The sequence below is a fragment of the Serratia sp. CY40230 genome (genome assembly GCF_052168835.1).
Lineage (GTDB): Bacteria > Pseudomonadota > Gammaproteobacteria > Enterobacterales > Enterobacteriaceae > Serratia > Serratia nematodiphila.
On record NZ_JBJNLX010000005.1, the window covers coordinates 539,921 to 562,079 of the forward strand.

Annotated in this window: 22 protein-coding genes; 12 read left to right on the forward strand and 10 right to left on the reverse strand. The window is 58.8% G+C overall.

Annotation, left to right across the window (positions count from 1 at the left end; all coding sequences use genetic code 11):
- Positions 1-21 precede the first annotated feature (21 nt).
- Positions 22-600: a YceI family protein gene (locus ACJ8IJ_RS20010; RefSeq protein ID WP_015377429.1), complete on the forward strand. Its 579-nt coding sequence runs from the start codon at positions 22-24 to the stop codon at positions 598-600.
- 43 nt (positions 601-643) lie between these two features.
- On the opposite strand, the gene trhO is transcribed toward ACJ8IJ_RS20010, so the two are convergent.
- A complete protein-coding gene (gene trhO, locus ACJ8IJ_RS20015; protein ID WP_131164368.1) occupies positions 644-1,711 on the reverse strand; it encodes an oxygen-dependent tRNA uridine(34) hydroxylase TrhO in 1,068 nt (355 codons plus the stop codon).
- A gap of 118 nt (positions 1,712-1,829) precedes the next feature.
- Positions 1,830-1,988 (reverse strand): hypothetical protein, encoded by a 159-nt coding sequence (locus ACJ8IJ_RS20020; protein WP_015377427.1) that lies wholly within the window; start codon positions 1,986-1,988, stop codon positions 1,830-1,832.
- 261 nt (positions 1,989-2,249) lie between these two features.
- Between ACJ8IJ_RS20020 and ACJ8IJ_RS20025 the strand changes: the two genes are divergently transcribed.
- The 4 genes from ACJ8IJ_RS20025 to ACJ8IJ_RS20040 all read left to right on the forward strand — a co-directional run bounded on the left by ACJ8IJ_RS20025 (position 2,250) and on the right by ACJ8IJ_RS20040 (position 7,023).
- Complete coding sequence (locus tag ACJ8IJ_RS20025; RefSeq protein ID WP_131164369.1) at positions 2,250-3,170, forward strand: Kdo(2)-lipid IV(A) acyltransferase; 921 nt, start codon at positions 2,250-2,252, stop codon at positions 3,168-3,170.
- A 101-nt stretch (positions 3,171-3,271) separates the two neighbouring features.
- On the forward strand, positions 3,272-3,556 hold the full coding sequence (locus tag ACJ8IJ_RS20030; RefSeq protein ID WP_442518480.1) for a YciI family protein: 285 nt from the start codon (positions 3,272-3,274) through the stop codon (positions 3,554-3,556).
- Between the two features lie 199 nt (positions 3,557-3,755).
- Complete coding sequence (gene mdtG / locus ACJ8IJ_RS20035) at positions 3,756-4,994, forward strand: multidrug efflux MFS transporter MdtG (RefSeq protein WP_442518481.1); 1,239 nt, start codon at positions 3,756-3,758, stop codon at positions 4,992-4,994.
- Between the two features lie 475 nt (positions 4,995-5,469).
- Complete coding sequence (locus ACJ8IJ_RS20040; protein WP_004927849.1) at positions 5,470-7,023, forward strand: peptide MFS transporter; 1,554 nt, start codon at positions 5,470-5,472, stop codon at positions 7,021-7,023.
- A 49-nt stretch (positions 7,024-7,072) separates the two neighbouring features.
- Here the strand turns inward: ACJ8IJ_RS20040 and ACJ8IJ_RS20045 are convergent, their stop codons facing one another.
- The 4 genes from ACJ8IJ_RS20045 to ACJ8IJ_RS20060 are packed head-to-tail and all read right to left on the reverse strand — an operon-like array spanning position 7,073 to position 8,634.
- Positions 7,073-7,471: a VOC family protein gene (locus tag ACJ8IJ_RS20045; protein ID WP_015377424.1), complete on the reverse strand. Its 399-nt coding sequence runs from the start codon at positions 7,469-7,471 to the stop codon at positions 7,073-7,075.
- Entirely contained in the window at positions 7,462-7,890 is a 429-nt protein-coding gene (locus tag ACJ8IJ_RS20050; protein ID WP_442518482.1) for a DUF6691 family protein, read from the reverse strand. Before ACJ8IJ_RS20050 ends, ACJ8IJ_RS20045 begins: the two co-directional genes overlap by 10 nt.
- Before the next feature lie 2 nt (positions 7,891-7,892).
- Entirely contained in the window at positions 7,893-8,327 is a 435-nt protein-coding gene (locus tag ACJ8IJ_RS20055; protein ID WP_004927858.1) for a YeeE/YedE family protein, read from the reverse strand.
- The gene (locus ACJ8IJ_RS20060; protein WP_033638023.1) at positions 8,317-8,634 is read right to left on the reverse strand and encodes an ArsR/SmtB family transcription factor; all 318 of its coding nucleotides are present in this window, start codon (positions 8,632-8,634) and stop codon (positions 8,317-8,319) included. The genes ACJ8IJ_RS20055 and ACJ8IJ_RS20060 overlap by 11 nt, the downstream gene beginning before the upstream one ends.
- A gap of 135 nt (positions 8,635-8,769) precedes the next feature.
- On the opposite strand from ACJ8IJ_RS20060, the gene ACJ8IJ_RS20065 reads away from it, so the two are divergent.
- The gene (locus tag ACJ8IJ_RS20065; RefSeq protein WP_442518483.1) at positions 8,770-9,570 is read left to right on the forward strand and encodes an AraC family transcriptional regulator; all 801 of its coding nucleotides are present in this window, start codon (positions 8,770-8,772) and stop codon (positions 9,568-9,570) included.
- On the opposite strand, the gene leuA is transcribed toward ACJ8IJ_RS20065, so the two are convergent.
- Positions 9,521-11,209, reverse strand: coding sequence for a 2-isopropylmalate synthase (gene leuA, locus ACJ8IJ_RS20070; RefSeq protein WP_166445018.1), 1,689 nt, complete (start codon positions 11,207-11,209; stop codon positions 9,521-9,523). The genes ACJ8IJ_RS20065 and leuA overlap by 50 nt on opposite strands.
- Positions 11,210-11,418: 209 nt before the next feature.
- Between leuA and ACJ8IJ_RS20075 the strand changes: the two genes are divergently transcribed.
- Both ACJ8IJ_RS20075 and ACJ8IJ_RS20080 read left to right on the forward strand, forming a co-directional pair.
- The gene (locus tag ACJ8IJ_RS20075; RefSeq protein WP_004927872.1) at positions 11,419-11,796 is read left to right on the forward strand and encodes a MysB family protein; all 378 of its coding nucleotides are present in this window, start codon (positions 11,419-11,421) and stop codon (positions 11,794-11,796) included.
- Positions 11,797-11,829: 33 nt separating this feature from the next.
- Positions 11,830-12,375: a GNAT family N-acetyltransferase gene (locus tag ACJ8IJ_RS20080; protein ID WP_265261625.1), complete on the forward strand. Its 546-nt coding sequence runs from the start codon at positions 11,830-11,832 to the stop codon at positions 12,373-12,375.
- Between the two features lie 6 nt (positions 12,376-12,381).
- Here the strand turns inward: ACJ8IJ_RS20080 and ACJ8IJ_RS20085 are convergent, their stop codons facing one another.
- The 3 genes from ACJ8IJ_RS20085 to mdoG form a co-directional block, all read right to left on the reverse strand.
- The gene (locus tag ACJ8IJ_RS20085; protein WP_004927875.1) at positions 12,382-12,627 is read right to left on the reverse strand and encodes a YceK/YidQ family lipoprotein; all 246 of its coding nucleotides are present in this window, start codon (positions 12,625-12,627) and stop codon (positions 12,382-12,384) included.
- Positions 12,628-12,790: 163 nt separating this feature from the next.
- The gene (mdoH, locus tag ACJ8IJ_RS20090) at positions 12,791-15,349 is read right to left on the reverse strand and encodes a glucans biosynthesis glucosyltransferase MdoH (RefSeq protein WP_016928223.1); all 2,559 of its coding nucleotides are present in this window, start codon (positions 15,347-15,349) and stop codon (positions 12,791-12,793) included.
- On the reverse strand, positions 15,342-16,910 hold the full coding sequence (mdoG, locus tag ACJ8IJ_RS20095) for a glucans biosynthesis protein MdoG (RefSeq protein ID WP_004927882.1): 1,569 nt from the start codon (positions 16,908-16,910) through the stop codon (positions 15,342-15,344). Before mdoG ends, mdoH begins: the two co-directional genes overlap by 8 nt.
- A gap of 259 nt (positions 16,911-17,169) precedes the next feature.
- On the opposite strand from mdoG, the gene mdoC reads away from it, so the two are divergent.
- The 4 genes from mdoC (at position 17,170) to ACJ8IJ_RS20115 (ending at position 22,065) form a co-directional block, all read left to right on the forward strand.
- Positions 17,170-18,300, forward strand: coding sequence for a glucans biosynthesis protein MdoC (gene mdoC, locus ACJ8IJ_RS20100; RefSeq protein ID WP_442518484.1), 1,131 nt, complete (start codon positions 17,170-17,172; stop codon positions 18,298-18,300).
- Positions 18,301-18,516: 216 nt separating this feature from the next.
- Positions 18,517-19,533 carry an acyltransferase family protein gene (locus tag ACJ8IJ_RS20105; protein WP_033645448.1) on the forward strand — a complete coding sequence of 339 codons (1,017 nt, stop codon included), beginning with the start codon at positions 18,517-18,519 and terminating at the stop codon, positions 19,531-19,533.
- A 302-nt stretch (positions 19,534-19,835) separates the two neighbouring features.
- Complete coding sequence (locus ACJ8IJ_RS20110) at positions 19,836-20,060, forward strand: hypothetical protein (RefSeq protein WP_004927891.1); 225 nt, start codon at positions 19,836-19,838, stop codon at positions 20,058-20,060.
- Between the two features lie 283 nt (positions 20,061-20,343).
- Positions 20,344-22,065 carry a potassium/proton antiporter gene (locus ACJ8IJ_RS20115; protein ID WP_131164377.1) on the forward strand — a complete coding sequence of 574 codons (1,722 nt, stop codon included), beginning with the start codon at positions 20,344-20,346 and terminating at the stop codon, positions 22,063-22,065.
- Positions 22,066-22,159 lie beyond the last annotated feature (94 nt).

The window sequence follows — 22,159 nt, forward strand, 5'->3', positions numbered from 1 at the left end:
TTTGGATTTATGGAGATTGCTATGTTGAAAAAGACCGTATTGGGCCTGACCGCAGGCGCCCTGCTGCTGAGCGCCGGTTCCGCACTGGCGGCGGACTACAAGATCGACAAACAGGGCCAGCACGCCTTTATCGAGTTCCGTATCCAGCATCTGGGCTACAGCTGGCTGTACGGCAGCTTTAAAGACTTCGACGGCGGCTTCACCTTCGACGAAAAAGATCCTTCGAAGGACAAGGTCAACGTGACCATCAATACCGCCAGCGTCGACACCAACCATGCCGAGCGCGACAAGCACCTGCGCAGCGCCGAATTCCTCAACGTGGAGAAGAACAAGCAGGCCAAGTTTGAATCCACCGAAGTGAAGAAAAACGGCGACGGTTATGCGGTGGTCGGCAACCTGACGCTGAACGGCGTCACCAAACCGGTTACGCTCGATGCCAAACTGATTGGCCAGGGCAACGATCCGTGGGGCGGCTACCGCGCCGGCTTTGAAGCCAACGGCAAGATCAAGCTGAAAGATTTCGGCATCACCACCGATCTGGGCCCGGCGTCGCAAGACGTTGAGCTGATCATCTCCGTAGAAGGCGTGCGCGAGAAATAAAAAAAAGCCCGGCTTGGCGGCCGGGCTTCTCATTTCCTCAGGCTCAGCGGGCTGGGCCTTCTTCTTCCGGTGCCGGAATGTGCATCGTGGTCTGCAGCAAGCCTTTCGACTTATTGAAGATCTTGACGCCATTTTCACGGCCGGCACGGCGCGCGCGCTGCTCTTCGCGCGGCAGCTTCAGCTCTTCGCGGCAAATCTCGCTGCAGCATCCTTCAAACTTGGCGGCGCAGCTCGGGCACTGAATGAACAACAGATGGCAGCCGTCGTTCTTGCAGTTGGTATGAGTGTCGCACGGCGCTCCGCACTGGTGGCAGTTGGCGATCACATCGTCGGATATGCGCTCGCCCATGCGCTCATCGAACACGAAGTTTTTGCCGATAAACTTCAGCGGCAACCCCTGTTCTTTCGCTTTGCGGGTGTACTCGATGATCCCGCCTTCCACGTGGTAGATGTTTTTAAAACCGTTGTGCAGCATATAGGCGCTGGCTTTTTCACAGCGAATGCCGCCGGTGCAGTACATGACGATATTCTTGTCTTTACTGTCCTGCAGCATCTCCACCGCCATCGGCAGCTGATCGCGGAAGGTATCCGACGGCACCTCGATGGCGTTTTCGAAGTGGCCGACTTCGTACTCATAGTGGTTGCGCATATCGACAAATACCGTATTCGGATCGTCGATCATCTGATTGACACGCTCGGCCTGCAGATACTCGCCGACGTTGCTCGGATCGAAACTTTCGTCATCGATGCCGTCGGCCACGATACGCTCACGCACCTTGAGGCGCAGCACCCAGAAGGATTTGCCGTCGTCTTCGAGCGCGATATTCAGGCGTACCTGATCCAGCGCCGGGTGCGAGGCGAACAGCGCGGATTTGAACGCATCGAAGTTATGCTGCGGCACGCTGATCTGCGCGTTGATGCCCTCTTTCGCCACGTAGATGCGGCCAAACACCTTCAGTTTTTCAAACTGAACGTACAGGCTGTCGCGAAACGCCTTGGGATCGTCGATGGAGAAGTATTTGTAAAAAGAAACTGTGGTGCGCGGCTCGGTTTCCGCCAGCATGCGCGCCTTCAGTTCCTCATTAGAAATTCGGTTATGTAACACTGGCATGGTGTACTTTCCTGTCTTTCGGGAGGTGACTGATTACCGCGTGCAGCCAGCAGGCCCACGCGCGGCGCACATCATACCCGAAAAACCGCCGCCGCGCAGCCCTGGCGCAGCGCCCCGTTCAGCGCCCGCCGCCTTCGGTAAACGCGGAAGCCACCATACCGAGCGCCATCATCACGCCGGCAAGCGCCAATATCGCGTTCATCTGCAGATGTGCGCCGACGCTGCCGACCGCCGCACCCAACACCAGCAGCCCCGCACTGATCCATGATGCCAACATATTTACCCTCTAAATAATTACCGACAATAATATCGCCATTATCTTTGGCAGGAAAGATTGTGGAAAAATTCGGCATTCGATGCATATTTAACGCCCCAAAAGGGATTTTAATGCGTTGTGTTTTCCCGGATCGCCAGAAAAATGCCACAATAGTCGCAAACAAACGGCAGAAACGAACCTTGCCGCCGAGTTCACCCGGCTGCCAGACCGTGCGATGACGCTGTCATTACACTTAAACAACCGTATTCAAACAGAGAACCCATGACTCAAGTTCCTACTTTCAATCGCTCCTTATTGCACCCGCGCTACTGGCTGACCTGGGTCGGCATCGGCTTGCTGTATCTGCTGGTGTTGCTGCCTTACCCCGTCATCTACTGGCTCGGCACCTCGATTGGGCGATTTTCCATGCGCTTTCTCAAGCGGCGCGTCGCTATCGCCCAACGCAACCTCGAGCTCTGTTTTCCCGACATGCCGCAGGCCGAACGCGATGCGCTGGTGGTAAAGAATTTCGAATCGGTCGGCATGGGGCTGTTTGAAACCGGCATGGCGTGGTTCTGGCCCAACTGGCGCATCGAGCGCTGGTTCAAGGTCAGCGGCCTGGAGCATATCCAAAAAGCGCGCGACAACCAGCAGGGCGTGCTGCTGATTGGCCTGCACTTTTTGACGCTGGAGCTGGGCGCGCGTATCTTCGGCATTCACAACCCGGGCATCGGCGTTTACCGCCCGCACGACAACAAGCTGATGGACTGGCTGCAAACCTGGGGGCGCATGCGTTCCAACAAGTCAATGCTGGATCGCAAGGACGTCAAAGGCATGATCCGTGCCCTGAAACAGGGCGATATCATCTGGTATGCGCCGGATCACGACTACGGCCCGCGCAGCAGCGTTTTCGTGCCGCTGTTCGCCGTGAACAAAGCCGCCACCACCACCGGCAGCTATGTGCTGGTGCGAATGGGTAAACCGGCGATCATTCCGTTCACCCCGCGTCGCCTGCCGGACGGCAAAGGGTATGAGCTGATCATGCAGCCGGCGGTGGAAAACTTCCCGCTGGATAATGAACTCGACGCCGCCGCCTTCATGAATAAAGTGGTGGAAAAAGAGATCCTGATGGCGCCGGACCAATACATGTGGCTGCATCGCCGCTTCAAGACCCGTCCTGAAGGCGAGCCTTCGCTTTACTGATAAAACCAACCCGCCGTCGGCGGGTTTTTTATTGCGTGCCTCTTGAGAATCGCCGGCGAGGGTGGGATGGTAATGCCTTTGCCGACACCCCAGGAGCCGCTATGTACATTGTCAGCCTGACCTACCATCGCCCGATCGCCGACGTCGACAGCCACCTTGACGAGCACATCGCCTGGCTTAAGAAATATTTTCAGGACGGCACCTTCGTCGCTTCCGGCCGCAAGAATCCCCGCACCGGCGGCGTGATCCTGGCCAAGGGCATTGAGCGTGCGCAGCTGGACGCCATCCTGGCCGAAGATCCGTTCAACGCCGTGGCCCACTACGAGGTCATCGACTTTAGCGCGACCACCACCGCCGCCGGTTTCGAGGCGCTGGCCGGCTTATAAAACGCTGTAAATTCCGCGCGCTAAGCGCGGAATAAGGTTTAAACGCCATTTTTAAAACTTTATTTCATTTTTCGCCCTATTTCCGTCCTCTGGTTTGCCGTTGCCACGCAGGCGGCGCATACTTATCAGGCTAACTTTCACGTTTTGCCCCTTCATCATGCCGCCGGCAAAGCGCGTCACCCTTCGACAGTGGACATTTATGGCTTCGGCAGCAGAACCCGTTAACTGGAAACGCAACCTTTTCGTCGCCTGGGTCGGGTGTTTTCTCACCGGCGCCGCCTTCAGCCTGGTGATGCCGTTTCTTCCGCTGTACGTAGAGACGCTGGGCGTAACCGGCCATCAGGCGCTCAACATGTGGTCCGGTCTGCTGTTCAGCATCACCTTCCTGTTTTCCGCTATCGCCGCGCCGTTTTGGGGCGCCCTGGCCGACCGACGCGGCCGTAAACTGATGCTGCTGCGCTCCGCCCTGGGCATGGCGATCGTCATGGTGCTGATGGGCATGGCGCAAACGGTCTGGCAATTTCTCGCGCTGCGCGCGGTGCTGGGGCTGCTCGGCGGGTTCATCCCCAACGCCAACGCGCTGATCGCCACCCAGGTGCCGCGCAACCGCAGTGGCTGGGCGCTGGGCACCCTGTCAACCGGCGGCGTCGGCGGCGCGCTGGTCGGCCCGCTGATCGGCGGTTTGCTGGCCGACCTCTACGGGCTGCGCCCGGTGTTTTATATCACCGCCGCGGTGCTGTTCGTCTGTTTCGTGCTGACGCTGCTGTATGTCAAAGAGCAATTCACCCCGGTGCAAAAGCGCGACATGTTGCACGCAAAACAGGTGTTCGCCTCGCTGAAGAACCCGAAGCTGGTGCTCAGCCTGTTCGTGACCACCATGATCATCCAGATCGCCACCGGCTCGATTGCGCCGATCCTGACGCTGTATGTGCGCGATCTGGCCGGCGCCACCCATAACCTGGCGTTTATCAGCGGGCTGATTGCCTCGGTGCCCGGCGTCGCGGCGTTGATGAGCGCCCCACGGTTGGGCAAGCTGGGCGATCGCATCGGCCCGGAGCGCATTCTGGTGTTTATGCTGATCGTCTCGGTGCTGCTGCTGATCCCGATGGCGTTCGTGCAAACGCCGTGGCAGCTCGGGGTGCTGCGTTTTCTGCTGGGGGCGGCCGACGGCGCGCTGCTGCCGGCGGTACAGACGCTGTTGATTTACAACTGCACCAATCAGGTAGCCGGCCGAATCTTCAGCTACAACCAATCGTTCCGCGACGTCGGCAACGTCAGCGGTCCGCTGCTCGGCGCTGCAGTCTCCGCCGGCTACGGTTTCCGCACGGTCTTCGCTGTCACCGCTTTAGTGGTGCTGTTCAACGCCGGTTATTCCTGGTGGTGTCTGCGGCGGCGGCCGGGCTATTTGCGGGAAGACACGCTGCAGGAAGAACAATAGCTGCATTTATCGCCAGCTTCCTCCGTTGGCCGGATCAACGGCGCATTTCCCCCACTTTTAATAATGCCTCCTTCGGGCCGGCGAATTTTCGTCCCACCCAGAACTTTCTTATCTCAACATTTTGTTTATCAACAAAAAAATAACTTTCAGCACATAAAACCCGCTGTCAATCATATTCCTGTCACAACCAACAGAAAAACCAGAAAAGGAGATGCTTGTCGACTTTTCGTCTAAAAAATGGGATACAGGTACTAGACAAAACCAACGACCAGTTATCAAATGGTTAAATAATATCACGCCAGATGTGAAACATCGGCCAAGTGAAGAAAAGGTCAGCACGCTTTCCACGGTTTATCAGCGTTGCAGCCACGGTGTTTGTCGGGTAATCCGCATTGGGCGGATCGCCTTTATTAAATACACATACATACCACAGTACGGGCTGCAGCCTTGCAGCGCCTTTTATTGGGAAATCGTTATGCAATCCTCTGTCAATAAGTCAGAAAGCCGGACCTTCTTCGGCCATCCCTATCCGCTGGGTTCTCTGTTCTTCACCGAAATGTGGGAGCGTTTCTCGTTCTACGGCATCCGTCCGCTGCTGATCCTGTTTATGGCCGCCACCGTGTACGACGGCGGTCTGGGTCTCGCGCGCGAGAACGCGTCGGCGATCGTCGGCATCTTCGCCGGCAGCATGTACCTGGCGGCACTGCCGGGCGGCTGGCTGGCGGACAACTGGCTCGGCCAACGCAAGGCCGTCTGGTACGGTTCGATCCTGATCGCACTCGGCCACCTGTCGATCGCCCTGTCCGCGGTGATGGGCACCAACCTGTTCTTCATCGGCCTGATGTTCATCGTGCTCGGTTCCGGCCTGTTCAAGACCTGTATCTCGGTGATGGTCGGCACGCTGTACAAAAAAGGCGATGCGCGCCGCGATGGCGGTTTCTCGCTGTTCTACATGGGCATCAACATCGGCTCGTTCATCGCTCCGCTGATCTCCGGTTGGCTGATCAAGTCACACGGTTGGCACTGGGGCTTCGGCATCGGCGGTATCGGGATGCTGGTGGCGCTGGTGATCTTCCGCGTGTTCGCCGTCCCGGCGATGAAACGCTATGACCGCGAAGTGGGCCTGGACTCCACCTGGAACAGCCCGGTGGCGAAGAAAAAAGGCGTCGGCGCCTGGTTGCTGGCGCTGGCGGTCATCCTGGTGGCCGTCATCGTGCTGATCGCTCAGGGCACCATCGTCATCAATCCGGTCGAAGTGGCCAGCATGCTGGTGTACGTGATCGCTGCGTCGGTCACCCTGTACTTCATCTATCTGTTCGCCTTTGCCGGCCTGAGCCGCAAAGAGCGCGCACGCCTGCTGGTGTGCTTCATCCTGCTGATCTCCGCTGCGTTCTTCTGGTCGGCGTTTGAGCAAAAACCGACCTCGTTCAACCTGTTCGCCAACGATTACACCAATCGCATGATTGGCGGCTTCGAGATCCCGGCGGTGTGGTTCCAGTCGATCAACGCCCTGTTCATCATCCTGCTGGCGCCGGTGTTCAGCTGGGCCTGGCCTGCGCTGGCACGCAATAACGTGCGTCCGAGCAGCATCACCAAGTTCGTGATCGGTATCCTGTGCGCCGCCGGCGGTTTCGGCCTGATGATGTTGGCCGCGCAGAATGTGCTGAGCAACGGCGGCACCGGCGTATCGCCGATGTGGCTGGTGGGCAGTATCCTGATGCTGACGCTGGGTGAGCTGTGCCTGAGCCCGATCGGGCTGGCCACCATGACGCTGCTGGCGCCGGAGAGAATGCGCGGTCAGATGATGGGGCTGTGGTTCTGCGCCAGTGCGCTGGGCAACCTGGCGGCCGGTCTGATCGGCGGTCACGTCAAGGCCGACCAACTGGATATGCTGCCGGATCTGTTCGCCCGCTGCTCAGTCGCGTTGCTGATCTGCGCCGCCGTGCTTATCGTGCTGATCGTGCCGATTCGCCGCATGCTGGAAAATACCCAGTCCAAGAGCGCACAAAAGCCGGCGACCAGCGCCTGACGGATAAACCGTTTTATCTCGCAAACCGGCGCTCGATGCGCCGGTTTTTTTATGCCTGCCAGGCCTGGTGTTGCAATACCACCCGGTAGCCATCAGGATCTTCAAAGGTTTGCCCCGCCCGATCCCAATAGGGGTTATAGGCGGCGACCGCCAAGAACCCCGCCGCCCGCATCCGCTCACACGCGGCTCGCCATTCGTTCTCATCCGGCAGATAAAACACCAGCAGGTGATCCTGCGTCGGCGCTTGTCCAACCTGTACCCCACGATGCTGCGTAAACTCCAGATGGTATGCATGCTGCGGATGCCCGATCATAATGCCGTCAAAGCCCAGATGATCGACAAACTCGCCCAGCCTTTCGAAACCCAGCCCGCGGCAATACAGCGCGGCAATCTCTTGCAACCGATCTGTCGGGCGCGCGATGCGCAACACCGCTTTGGCTATCGACATGTACGCCTCCGCCTCATGATAATTTCATACAGCGCCATACCCGCCAGCATCGCCAGCAGAAACGGCCATACCCGACTTATCTCCGCCCCGGCCAACACCCAGGCTGGGCCAGGGCAAATACCCGCGATGCCCCAGCCGATGCCGAACAGCGCGCTGCCCGCCAGTAAACGGCGTTCCACACGCCCGGCGGCCGGGATCTGCAGCGTTTCCCCCAACAGGCTCCGTTCGCGTCGCCGCGCCCACAGGAAGGCCGGCGCCGCCACCGCGATCGCCCCAGCCATCACCAGCGCCAACGAGGGATCCCACTGGCCGGTAACGTCGAGAAACGCCAACACCTTGGCCGGATTGGCCATGCCGGCAATAATTAACCCCAGACCGAAAATCACGCCGCTCAGCAGCGCCAACAGCGTTTTAAGCATTTTCAACCTCCCAACGTGTGGCGCATCAGCCACACGGTCATAAAGCCCAGCAGCATAAACAACGCCGTGGCGGCCAGTGAACGCGGCGCCAACCGCGCGACGCCGCACACGCCGTGCCCGCTGGTGCAACCGCTGCCCAATCGAGTACCCAAGCCCACCAACAGCCCTGCGGCCGCCAGCCAGCCGTTGCCAACCGAGATCTCACCGGATGGCAACGCCGCAGCGGCAGCATATAGCCAGGGGGAGAGCAGCAACCCGCCAATAAATGCGGCGCGCCAGCCCCGCTCCCGGCCGCCCGCGCTCAATAAACCGCCGGTAATGCCACTGATACCGGCGATCCGGCCGTTGAACAACAGCAGCAGCGCTACCGCGCCGCCGATAATGGCCCCGCCCGCCAACGCGGAATACGGCGTGAAGTGCTGCCAGTCAATGGTCATCGCGGTTCTCCGGTTGTGGGCAATAAAGCTGATACAGGGTATGGAGCAGCGCCAGCGCTTTGGCATCGGCCACCGCATAGTAAATCTGCTTGCCGGCTCGCCGGGTGGAGACCAACCCCTCCTCGCGCAGCACGCCAAGCTGTTGGGACAGCGTCGGCTGGCGGATATCCAGCGCCTGCGCCAGTTCACTCACCGCCATCTCGCCCTGACTGAGCCGGCACAGCAGCAGCAGCCGATCTTCGTTGCCCAGGGTACGCAGCATCGCACCGGCCTGCGCCGCCGCCTTGCGCATCGCATCAATATCCATTGCCCCTCCTTCAGTTTATAAAATTATATAATATAATTTTATAAACCATTTTACCGTGCCGCGCCACAGACTGGTGTGAAACAGCGACGCATGGCATGCTGTCCTCCCTCTTTTGCCGCGCGGAGCCTGCTTACGATGCTGTTTTTTCACGACGTTCTGCCGCCCGATCGGCCTGTCCGGCCGTTAGCCAGGGATTATCGCCACGGCGACAGCGAGCCGGACCACTACCATAACTGCGCGCAGCTGATCCACAGCCTGAGCGGCGTGGTGCAGGTCACGACCCGGCTCGGCAGCTGGGTGGTGCCGCCCGGCCGCGGCGTCTGGGTGCCGGCGAAAGTGGTGCACAGCCTGCGTATCACCGGCCAGGTGGCGGCCAGGACGCTGTTCGTCGATCCGTTGGCGCGCGCCGATTTGCCGGCCCAATGCCAGGTAGTGCAGGTTTCCCCGCTGCTGCGCGAGTTGATTATCTGTGCGATGGAGATTGCGCCCGGTTACCCCAGCGGCGGGCGCGATGAGCGCGTGATGGAACTGATTCTGGATGAGTTGCGAATGCTGCCGATCCTGCCGCTGCACCTGCCGGAACCTCGCGAAGCCTCGCTGCTCGCCCTGTGCCACCATATCCAGGCCACGCTGGCGCAGCCCTGGACGCTGGAACAGGCTGCCGCTCATCTCAGCGTCAGCGGACGCACCCTGTCGCGGCGCTTCCTGCGAGAAACCGGGCTACATTTTAGCGACTGGGTGCGACGCGCCCGTTTGCTGGCGGCATTAAACGCGCTGGCGACCGGTCGCTCGGTGTTGGAAGTGGCGCTGGATCTCGGCTATGACAGCCCCAGCGCGTTCAGCGCCATGTTCCGCCGGCTGCTGGGAGTAGCACCCAGCGACTATTTCAGCCGGACTGCGCCGACGTTGGCGCCAGATAGCGCCCGGCGACGTTGAACAGCGCCTGCAGCGAGGCGCTGGCGGAGTCGACGTCGATGCCAACGCCATAAGTCGCCTCACCTTGCGGCAGCGTACAGCGAATATAGGCCACCGCTCGGCTATCGCTCTGATGCCCCAACGTATGCTCGTGGTAATCCTCGATCGCCAGCGGCAAGCCGAAGCGCTGACGCAGTGCATCCACCGCGCTGGACAGCAGACCGTTGCCGGCCCCCTGCAGGCGCAGCGGCTCTCCCTCGCAGGCAACTCGCGCGTTGAAGCTGTAGGCCTCTACCCCATGGCTTTCCGTCTGGTAGCTTAACAGCTGCAAACGCGGCTGCTCCACCAGCCCGTAAGTATCGCGGAATAAGCGCCACAGCTGCGCGCCGCTCATTTCTTTGCCGCTATCGTCGGTCGCGCGCTGCACCACCTGGCTGAAATCAATCTGCAAACCACGCGGCAACGCCAGCCCATGATTCTGCTCCAACAGCCAGGCGGCGCCGCTTTTGCCGGACTGGCTGTTGACCCGGATCACCGCCTCATAGCTGCAACCGACATCGGCGGGATCGAGCGGCAGGTATGGCACCTGCCAGCGGCCATCTTGCCGCTGCCGCTGTGCGGCGAAACCTTTCTTGATCGCATCCTGATGCGAACCGGAGAAAGCGGTAAACACCAACTCGCCGGCATAAGGATGGCGAGGATGCACCGGCAGCTGATTGCACTGCTCCACCACCTCCACCACCTGCTTCAGGCGGCTGAAGTCGAGACCCGGCGCCACGCCCTGGGTATAGAGATTCAACGCCAGCGTGACCAGATCGACGTTGCCGGTGCGCTCTCCGTTGCCGAACAGGCAGCCTTCGACCCGATCGGCGCCGGCCAGCAAGGCCAGCTCCGCGCAGGCCACGCCGGTGCCGCGATCGTTATGCGGATGCACGCTGATCGCCACATCGGCGCGGCGGCTGAAGTGACGGCAGAACCATTCGATCTGATCGGCATACACGTTGGGCGTGCTCACTTCCACCGTCGCCGGCAGGTTGATGATCATCGGCCGCTGCGGCCCCGGCTGCCAAACCTCCGCCACCGCTTCGCAGATCTCCAGCGCAAACTCTAACTCAGTAAAACAGAAGGTTTCCGGCGAATATTCGAAGCACCAGGCGGTATCGGGCTGCGCCTCGCACTGCCGGCGGATGCGCCGCGCGCCGTTCACCGCCAGCGCCACGGTCGCCGCCTTATCCTGGCGGAACACGATATCGCGAAACATCGGCGCCGTGGCGTTATACAGATGCACGATAGCCCGCGGCGCCCCCTGCAGCGCCTCGAAGGTGCGATCGATCAGATCGTCGCGCGACTGCGTCAGCACCTGGATCGTGACGTCGTCCGGGATCAGCCGCTCGTCGATCAACGTGCGTACAAAGTCAAAATCCGTTTGCGACGCCGAAGGGAACGCTACCTCGATCTCTTTGAAACCACACTGCAACAACAATTGATAAAATTCGCGCTTGCGCGCGTTATCCATCGGCTCCGCCAGCGCCTGGTTGCCGTCGCGCAGATCGCTGGAGCACCAGCGCGGCGCCTGCCGCAGCGTACGCGCAGGCCATTGGCGGTCCGGCAACGCCACCGGCGGGAAAGGTCGGTATTTGCTTGAAGGGTCGATTAACATGGGCTTCTCCTGACGCCAGAGTGAACGATCGCGTCATTATTTCCCGCCATCGCCTCCTCTTCTCCCGCTTTGCGGACAACCATCGTCGCACAGCGGACAACAAAAAAATTTGCATCCTGCGCCAGTGAGACAACAATTAGTTTTGACGTTTCCCCCACCGCACCGGCAATGCGCCGGACGCTTTACTCTCATTGTCAACGGAGGCGAACATGAGCCTGTATGCAACCCTGGAAGAAGCCATCGAGGCCGCACGCGAAGAGTTTATCGACACCGCCGAAGGCGGCAGCGGTGACGAACCGCCGGTGCCCCAGCAGTTCAATCTGCAAAAGTACGTGATGCAGGATGGCGACACGATGTGGCAGGCGGAGTTCTTCGAAGAAGAAGGAGAGGCGGTAGAATGTCTGACGCTGCGCAGCGGTGCGGCGGCGCAGGCGATCTTCGACGGTGACTACGACGAGGTGGAAATTACCGCCGAGTGGATAGATGAAAACACCCTGTACGAATGGGAGGAAGGCGACTTTCAGCTCGAACCGCCGCTGGATACCGAAGAAGGCCAGGCCGCAGCCGATGAGTGGGATGAACGTTAACCCGCACCACGCTTTCATCGCCAAGGAGGCCGCATGATTATTCGCCGGGCCTGCCCTACCGACTACCCCGCCATTTTGCAGCTACAGGGGGAAAACGTGCCGGAAGCGCTCGACGAGCGCCAAAAACGGCAGGGATTTATCGTATCGCGCATGAATGAGGCGCAGCTGGCGGCGATCAACCGCGGCATCGGCATATGGGTGGCCGAACAGGAGAACCAACTGGCGGGGTTTGTTTGCCTGATGCCCGCCGACGTGCAACCGCGCCCGCCGGTGGTGGAGGCGATGCTGGTGACGCTCGCCACGCAATCCTTCGCCGGACGGCCGCTGAGTGAGCAGCGGGTGTTTCTCTACGGCCCCGTCTGCCTCGCCGCCGCCTGGCGCGGCAAAGGCGTGCTGAAGCGCCTCTACGCCGCGGTCAAAGCGCATACTTGCCATGACTATGACGTGGGCGCGTTGTTTATCGACGACGACAATCCGCATTCGTTGGCCGCTCACGTGCAAGGGTTGGGGATGACGGCGCTGGCGCCTTTCCATTGCGGGCAGCAAGGCTATCAGCTGGTGGTGTTCGCCACCCGCTGAACGAAATTACTCGTAGGGGCCATGCTGCGCATCAAACGGCAGCATAAAGGTGTCCACCACCATCGACAGCGGCACATCTATCACCGTGACGTAGCGCCAGGGCGTGTCACGCAGATCCCACTGCACGCCGGGATAGTACTGGTGGCCATGCCCCGCACCGGGCACGGTGCGGCTGATAATGCTGCCGCAGCCGGTGAGTGTCATCACACCGGCCGTCACGCAGGCCAGCCGAAGATAGGAAGAGAGCTTCACGACATTGACTCTGAGCAAGGGGTTGTTTCGCGAGTGAACAACGCATCGGCCGCAGTCTATCACAGTTCCCTTTCTCCACCGGTACCGGCGCACGTAAGCAAAAGGTAAAAAAAACGGGGAATGCGCCATGCGCATTCCCCGTCTGAGCGTTGCCGATTAGCAATTAACGCCGGCCCGTAGGGTGCGCCAGCGGGTTGTGCGGCAACTGCTGATAATGCTCACGCCAGGCGGCGCCTTCCGGCAACAGCCAGACGCGCTGATGCAAACGAGCCAGCGTGACCGGATCGCTCAGCAGCTCCAGACGTTTGCCCTTCACCAGCTTCTCAGGCCCTAACTGTAGCGCTTCGTTCACCCGCTCCTCACGATTGCGATCGAGCGTCGCGCGCAGATGGTGACGCGCCGTCGCCAACGCCGTCGCCAGCGCGTTGAAGGATGGATTGACCACCGCATGCATAAAGCCGTTGGTCAGCGCGCGGTTGCGGTTGAGATGCAGATATTCTTCCGTCGCCAACAGCTCACGCGGCGGATTGTACTCTTCCGGGATCAGGAACAGCTTGGCGCGTTTGCTTTTCATGCCCAGCGTTGCGCGGCTCGACAACACCGACACAAACGGCGACAGGATCAGCGAGAACACGATCGGCGCCAACCACCACAGGAAGCGCAGATCCAGCCACGCCATGCCGCCGGCCCACACCAGGCCCAGCAACATCTGCGAGCCATGGCGGCGGAACGCTTCACCCCACGGCGTATCATCATCGTCACGCTGCGGCGAATTCCACACCACTTCCCAACCGAGGAAGGCGCTCACCACGAACACGGTATGGAACAGCATGCGCACCGGCGCCAGCAGCACCGAGAACAGCATTTCCATCAGCATCGAAATGAACAGACGGAACGCCCCGCCGTATTCTTTCGCGCCCTTGGCCCAGATCAGCACAATACTGAGCAACTTCGGCAGGAACAGCAGCACCAGCGTGGTGGAGAACAGCGCTATCGCCAGCTCGGGCCGCCACTGCGGCCAGACCGGGAACAGCTGCCGCGGCTGCAGGAAGTATTGCGGCTCCATCAGCGTATGCACCACCTGCAATGCGGTGGAGAGCGCCAGGAACATAAACCACAGCGGCGCCGACAGGTAGGACATGACGCCGGTAAGGAACACCGCGCGGTGCACCGGGTGCATGCCTTTCACCAGGAACAGGCGGAAGTTCATCAGGTTGCCGTGACACCAGCGACGGTCGCGCTTCAGCTCGTCCAGCAGGTTTGGCGGCAGCTCTTCATAACTGCCCGGCAGATCGTAAGCGATCCACACGCCCCAGCCGGCGCGGCGCATCAGCGCCGCTTCAACGAAGTCGTGCGACAGGATAGACCCGGCGAAAGAGCCCTCGCCCGGCAGCGGCGCCAGCGCACAGTGCTCGATAAACGGCTTCACGCGGATGATGGCGTTGTGCCCCCAGTAGTGCGACTCGCCCAGCTGCCAGAAATGCAGGCCGGCGGTGAACAACGGCCCGTAAACGCGGGTGGCGAACTGCTGCACGCGCGCATACAGGGTATCCATGCCGGACGCCTTCGGCGCCGACTGGATGATGCCGGCGTTCGGATTGGCTTCCATCAGGCGCACCAGCCCGGTGAGGCATTCGCCGCTCATCACGCTGTCGGCATCCAGGATCACCATGTAGCTGTACTCACCGCCCCAGCGACGGCAGAAGTCGTCGATGTTGCCACTCTTGCGTTTGACGCGGCGGCGGCGGCGGCGATAGAAGATGCGGCCGTGGCCATCGACATCGCGGCACAGCTCCATCCACGCCTTTTGCTCGGCCACGCAGATGTCCGGATCGTAGCTGTCACTCAGCACGTAGATATCGAAGTGTTCCAGCTGACCGGTCGCGGCGACGGACTCATAGGTCGCACGCAGGCCGGCGAACACGCGTTCGACGTCTTCGTTGCAGATCGGCATGATCAGCGCAGTGCGGTGCGCCGGGTTGATCGGCTCATCGCCCTTGATGGTGGAGGAAATGCTGTATTTGTCCTTGCCGATCAGCAGCTGCAGGAAGCCCATCAGCGCGGTCCAGAAACCGGCCGAGACCCAGCAGAACAGCACGGCGAACAGGATCAGAATGCCGGTTTGCAGCACATACGGCAGCAGCTGCAACACCGACTGCATCAGATCCTGATCCAGCATGGCGATAGGATCGATCAGCGCCCAGCCCTGGTAAGGCAAGATGGTTTTCATGTACCAGGTGGCGATGCCGGTTTGCACCAGCATCAGCACCAGCAGCACATAGCGGCGCATGGAGCCGACGGTACGCCAGCGGTTCTCGGCCTCGGCCTCCTCTTTGGTGGCGTGCCGATTGTGCGGCGACCGCCCCAGCAGAGAATCCCAGAAGCGCGCCACCGGGTTGGTGCGCCAGGCTTCCGGGAACATGGTGGTGCGTTTGATCGGCGGCGTCGCCTTCAGAATGGCGCGCCCTTCGGCGTCGGTATCGAAGTCGTCATCGCTGACCGCATCCGGCCAGGCGTTTTCGATACGCGGTTTGACCGAGGCCAGCGCCACGTCATCCGCCGACAGGCTATTGACGTTGGCGTCGGCGGCGCCCATCTGCCGATGGAGCGCCTCCAGTGCCTGAGCGTCATCCGCCGTTTGAGGGTTGAGCGCCTCCGACCGCTCGGCGGTCAGAGGCAACGCCGCAAGATAATCCTGGGCGGGTTGAGTAGGCTTATTCATTGGCAGGTAGCTGATAGCTCCAGGTTTCCGACAGAGTCTTATCGCCATTGACCAGCGCCGCACGCATTTCTACCGGCTTCTTGTCGTCTTTCACTTTCAGACGCACCGTCAGGCGCCAGCCTTTGGTCACTGGGTTATAGCGGACGTTGTTTTCTACCATCTCACCGTTGTCGCCGATGCTGATCTGAGAAGCGACCGGGGTATTGGCGTCCAGCCCTTTCAGCACCGGGCCAACGAAGTCGACCAGGAAGGCCACGCTGCCGTCTGGCTCGCGGATCAGGTTGGACTGCTTCACATCGCCGGTCGAACGCATGGTACGGGCCACATAGGCGATATCTTGCGAATGCAGTTTGTCTTCATCGCGGGTGAAGTTCAAACGGTAGCTCAGCGTCAGCGGCTTTTTGGCTTCCGGCAAGGTATCCGGCGTCCAGAACGCGACGATGTTGTCGTTGGTTTCATCCGCCGTCGGGATCTCCACCAGTTCGACCTTGCCTTTACCCCAGTCGCCCTTCGGTTCGATCCAGGCGCTCGGGCGCAGATCGTAGCGATCGTCCAGATCTTCGTAATCCTTGAAGTTGCGGCCGCGCTGCAGCAGACCGAAGCCTTTCGGATTCTCGACGGTATAGGTGCTGACGGACAGGTGTTTAGGATTGTTCAGCGGACGCCAGATCCACTCGCCGTTGCCGGCGTGGATAGACAGACCGTTGGAATCGTGCAACGCCGGGCGGTAGTTCAGCGTCGGCGACGGCTGGTTCGGCCCGAACAGGTACATGCTGGTCAGCGGCGCCAGGCCCAGTTTGCCCACCTTGTCGCGCAGGAACACTTTAGACTCGACGTCCACGGTGGTGTCGCGGCCCGGGATCACCGTGAAACGGTAAGCGCCGGTGGCGCGCGGGGAATCCAGCAGCGCATAGATCACCAGGTGCTTGTCGCCCTGCTTCGGACGCTCAACCCAGAATTCGCGGAAACGCGGGAACTCTTCGCCGGACGGCAAAGCGGTGTCGATAGCCAGGCCGCGAGCGGAAAGCCCGTAAACCTGTCCTTTACCCACCACGCGGAAATAGCTCGCGCCCAGCAGGCTCATGATCTCATCGTTTTTGTCGGCGCTGTTGATCGGATAAAGCACCTTAAAACCGGCAAAGCCGAGGTTTTTCACCGATTCAGGGTCGTGTTTGACCGAACCGAAGTTGAAGTAATCCGGGCTGTACTTGATCTGTTTTACGCTGGTGGAGGTGACTTCGTTGATTTTCACCGGCGTATCGAAGTACATCCCCTGATGATAAAACTCAAGCTTGAAAGGGGTTTTCAGCTTGCTCCAATAGGCTTTATCGTGATTGAACTGAATCTGCTGATAGTCTGCGAACTTCATCTCGCGGAACTGAGAAGGAAGGTTGCTCTTCGGGGCTTCGAAACCTTTCGCCGCCAGATCCTGCGCCTGCTTGGCGACATCATCAATAGAAAAGGCCCAAGCCGGCGAACTGAACAGCGTGAACAATACGGTCGCACCTAACCAACGAACGCTCGCGGCGCGTGGTTGTCCGGATAATATATTAACTAGCACATCCCCCCCTATTCGTGTGCTCAAAGCATTTAAATCCATATTAATGGATTACTCAGCTTTCCGACAACATGATAAATGGATGGTTCATGTTTACGGCTCATTGTTTAAGCAGCTGATGGAACACCAGCGTAGCAAGCCGCGCAACAAGACGCTATGGAAAAATGCGGGGGGCTATAGTAGGGTTCCGGATAACAATTTAACGTTTGACGACTTATTAAGCGTGTTAATGAACTCTCGATTAAATCACCAGCGGTAATCTATGACTAAAGGCAGCAAACAGCGCGAGTTTTTCCTCGATTCCATCAGAGCCTATTTGATGTTGCTTGGCATCCCGTTTCACCTCTCCCTGATTTATTCCAGCCACGCCTGGGCGGTGAACAGCGCGTCGCCCTCCTTCTCGCTCACGGTGCTGAACGACTTCATCCACGCCTTCCGCATGCAGGTGTTCTTCGTGATATCCGGCTACTTCTCCTACATGCTTTACGAGCGCTACGAGCGCCAGCAGTGGCTGAAGGTCAGGCTGGAGCGGGTGGCGATCCCACTGTTGAGCTCCATCCCGCTGATCACGGTGCCGCAGTTTTTCATGCTGAAATATTTCACCGACAAATTAAACGGCTGGGATGAATTTTCTCTGTATCAGAAAATAAATGTAACAGTTTGGGAATTGGTTTCTCATCTGTGGTTCTTATTGACGCTGTCATTGTTAACCTGCGCCTGTTTTTATCTGTTCCGTAAAATCAAGCGTCAAACCCGTGAACATATTCCAACGCTAATAAACAGAATGCGTGGATTAGGAAACATCTCACTGTATTTCTTTATTTATGCGGTATGCTACTCGGCCGCGCACCGCATTATTTTAATTTTCGCCCCGCAGCTATTATCCAACGGCCTGTTCAATTTCGTGGTGATGGAGACGATGTTCTACCTGCCGTTCTTCCTCCTCGGTGCCTATGCGTTTAAGTATGTGTGGCTTAAGGAGATTTTTCTGCGCCGCTCGCCGCTGGCGCTGCTCGGTTCGCTGCTGCTGTTTATCGCATATATGCTGAACCAAAAGCTGTTGGCGCACAGCAGCTATATGTTCGAGCTGGAAGTGGTGATCAAAACCCTAATGGGGATCCTGATGACCAACGTCGTGTTCTCTTTCGGGCATAACCTGCTGAATTATCACTCGCCGCGCATCACCTATCTGGTCAACGCCTCGCTGTTTATATATCTGGTGCACCATCCGTTGACCCTGATATATGGCGCTTTCGTGACGCCGTATATCGGCAACAACCTGTTGGGATTCTTGCTGGGCCTGCTGTTTGTGTTCTCTCTGGCCTTCGCGCTATATGAACTGCACAAGCGCATTCCGGTGCTGCGCTTCCTGTTCTCCGGCAAGTCGCGCTAGGCTTCCCACCCCATTTCTGGATGATGATTTATCATCCAGAAATTAACCTCACCAATGATAAAATGCCTCACTACCTCGGCGCAGCGATAGCTGCCCTGAGCATTTTCCTAATATTAATCCTAATCCCCGGGATTCATTGCAAAACGGCAACTGCCTGTTACGCTCATTATTCATACTTATAAATCAGTTGCGTTACTTTCTGGGCTAGGTACACATATGAGAGAAGCATGGGTCGATTATGCCAAGGGAATCGGCATCATTCTCGTGGTTTTTGGCCACGTCAATCGGGGTCTATACAGCGCAGGCATTCAGCTTTCCGGTTCATCCTATCTACTGACAGACAGCATTATCTACAGTTTTCATATGCCACTGTTTTTCTTCCTTTCGGGTCTGTTTTTTACGCAGTCCTTGGATAAGAAGGGAAAAACACGCTTTGTGATCAGTAAGATAGATACCATCGTTTATCCCTATGTCATCTGGTCGCTGCTGCAAGGCATGGTGGAAGTGCTGTTGTCGCGCTATACCAATAACCCTTCCAGCCTGGGCGATATCCTGTCGCTGTTTACGCATCCGCGCGCGCAGTTTTGGTTCCTGTATGCCTTGTTCATGGTCTTTGTTTTGGCCACCTTGCTGTATAGCAAAGAAACATACCGCTATCTCCTGCCGGTATTGATCGTTATCAGCGCGGGGCTGTATGTCTACCAAGACAGCCTCACCAAAGCCTTCCATTTTGATTACATTACCCGATTCTTGATCTTCTTCCTGCTGGGCGTTTTTGCCATTCGCTACGCTTCGCTCATCGCCAATCTGGGTTTCGGTTCGCTGCTGGCCTCCCTGATCGCGTTTATCGCGTTGCAGTGGGGATTCCACGGCTATTCAGGCCTGCTGTATACCGATACCGGAAGTTTCTCCCTGTTACTGGCGATTGAAGCCATCTTCTTCATCGTCAACCTGTCGGTTCTGTTGGCCAAAACGAATCTTTCCTGGCTGCGCCGACTCGGCGAATTGAGCATGGTCATCTATTTGATGCATATCCTCGCGGCCAGCGGCTTACGCATCGTACTGACCAAGTTTATGCATATCAGCCATTGGCCAACACAAGCGATCGCCGGCACGCTATTCGGCCTAATCGCCCCTGTTATCGCCTATGCGCTGATACAACGCCTGCATCTTACTTTCCTGTTGGATCGTCCTCGTTTCAATAACCGTCTGCGAAAAGAAAAAATCTCCTGAAGGCGGTTCCACCGCCTCCACATTTTCTCCCCGTCGCTATACTTGATGGCGCAACCTATCGGTTGCGTCATCTCTCTTGCCATGCAGAGCACACATTGCTCAGCCTGGCGTCGCCCGTTAGGGCAAAGTGATACGGCTGCATAGATAACCTAGCCGTTATAACTGCAATGCATAAGTAGAAATCCGGATCCCTGCCTTACGGTAGTGATTGGGCTCAACACCCCCGAAGGGCTGCGCGATCGTTTAATTTATTCGATGGCGTTAGCTGCATCTCCCTTCCGTCACGACAGAGAGGATTTTGAATGACCGATAAGAACACCCCGGCTCAAGAAGCCATAGCGGAAAACGCCACCCTGCTGAAGATCCTCGGCAGGTTGCTGTCCGCGCTGGACGCTTCGATCAGCGGCAAAGAACGCAGCGTTTTGGTCGCTGAGCTTTCCAACTTCAATCTCGACGGCATTTCTGAAGCGGAAAGCAAGCTGGCCACCGAGCTGATCAAACGGGCGCTGGAATCGCTCGATCATTAATCCTACCGCGCCTGCAAACCATTAAGCCTGCCTGCGCGGGCTTAATGGTTTTTCCCACCGTGCAAACCCGGCATTGTTGCCAAAACCGAAATACAGCAGCCTGATAATGTTGGATAAAAGGCAGAATTTCCCCTCTTCCCCTCACTTTCTTAGTTTAATCGCACCAACGGGCAATAATTGATCGATTGTTTTCGCAATCAGCCTTGGCGTTTTACCCACTAAACACGTTATCATCGAAACACGCGCAGTGCCCCCTATCCCCCAGCCTCAGGAGAGCAATATTTTGGATGCCAGCACCATTAACAGTTTGTTCGTCATCGGTGCCGTGCTGGTGGGGGCAAGCATTCTGCTCAGCTCATTTTCTTCCCGGCTCGGCATTCCGATCCTGGTGATCTTCCTGGCGATCGGCATGCTGGCCGGCGTCGATGGCCCCGGCGGCATCGTCTTCAGCAATTACCCGGTCGCTTATCTGGTCAGCAACCTCGCTTTGGCGGTGATCCTGCTCGACGGCGGCATGCGTACCCGGGTCAGCTCTTTCCGCGTCGCCCTGTGGCCGGCACTCTCTCTCGCCACCGTCGGCGTAGTGATCACCGCCGGCCTGACCGGCATGGCCGCCGCCTGGCTGTTCAATCTCGATCTGCTGCAGGGGCTGCTGATCGGCGCCATCATCGGTTCCACCGACGCCGCCGCGGTCTTCTCTCTTTTGGGGGGCAAAGGTTTGAACGAACGCGTCAGCGCCACGCTGGAGATCGAATCCGGCAGCAACGATCCGATGGCGGTGTTTCTCACCATCACGCTGATTGCGATGATCGCCGCCGGGGAAACCGCACTGAGCTGGGCCTTCCCGCTGCATCTGATGCAGCAGTTCGGCATGGGCATCGTCTTCGGTCTGGGCGGCGGCTGGCTGCTGCTGACGCTGATCAACCACATCAAACTGGCGGACGGCCTCTATCCGCTGCTGGCGGTAAGCGGCGGTATTCTTATTTTCGCGCTGACCACCGCGCTGGACGGCAGCGGCATTCTGGCGGTGTATCTGTGCGGCCTGCTGCTGGGCAACCGGCCGATCCGCAACCGTCACGGCATCGTACAAACCTTCGATGGCCTCGCCTGGCTCAGCCAGATCGGCATGTTCCTGGTGCTCGGGCTGCTGCTCAACCCGCACGAACTGCTGCCGATCGCCATCCCTGCCCTGCTGCTGTCGCTGTGGATGATCCTGTTCGCCCGCCCGCTGTCGGTGTTTATCGGCCTGCTGCCGTTCCGCAGCTTTACCCTGCGCGAGCGCGGCTTTATTTCCTGGGTCGGCCTGCGCGGCGCGGTGCCGGTGATCCTGGCGGTGTTCCCGATGATGGCCGGGCTGCCCAACGCCCAGCTGTTCTTCAACGTGGCGTTCTTCGTGGTGCTGGTCTCCCTGCTGCTGCAGGGCACCACGCTGTCGTTTGCCGCCAAAAAAGCCAAGGTGATCGTGCCGCCGGCGCTGACGCCGATCTCCCGTGTTGGGCTGGACGTGCACCCGGAAAACCAGTGGGAACAGTTCGTGTATCAGCTTTCGGCGGAAAACTGGTGCGTCGGCGCGGCGCTGCGCGAGCTGAAAATGCCGCCCAATACCCGCATCGCCGCCCTGTTCCGCGGCAAAGAGCTGCTGCACCCGAGCGGCAGCACCCGGCTGCGAGAGAACGATATTCTGTGCGTTATTGGCCATGAGCACGATCTGCCGATCCTCGGCAAGCTGTTCAGCCAGGCGCCGGCCGTGACGCTCGACGAACGCTTCTTCGGCGACTTTATCCTGCAGTCCGACGCCCGTTTGAGCGATATCTCGCAGGTCTATGGCCTCAATCTGCAAGACGACGTGGATGAGCAGCAGACGCTGGGGCAGTTCGTCATTCAGCTGATCGGCGGTGAACCGGTGATCGGCGACCAGGTGGAATGGGACGGTCTGACCTGGACCATTGCCGAAATGGAAGGCAATCAAGTCAGCAAGATAGGCGTGCGGATCGTGACCGACTAACGCTGCCGCTCAGGCGCCGGCCTATCAGATGAGGGAACTTCTGGCCTTAAGAACGCTCTTAATCTCTATCACGATGTATGCAGTACGGCGCCGC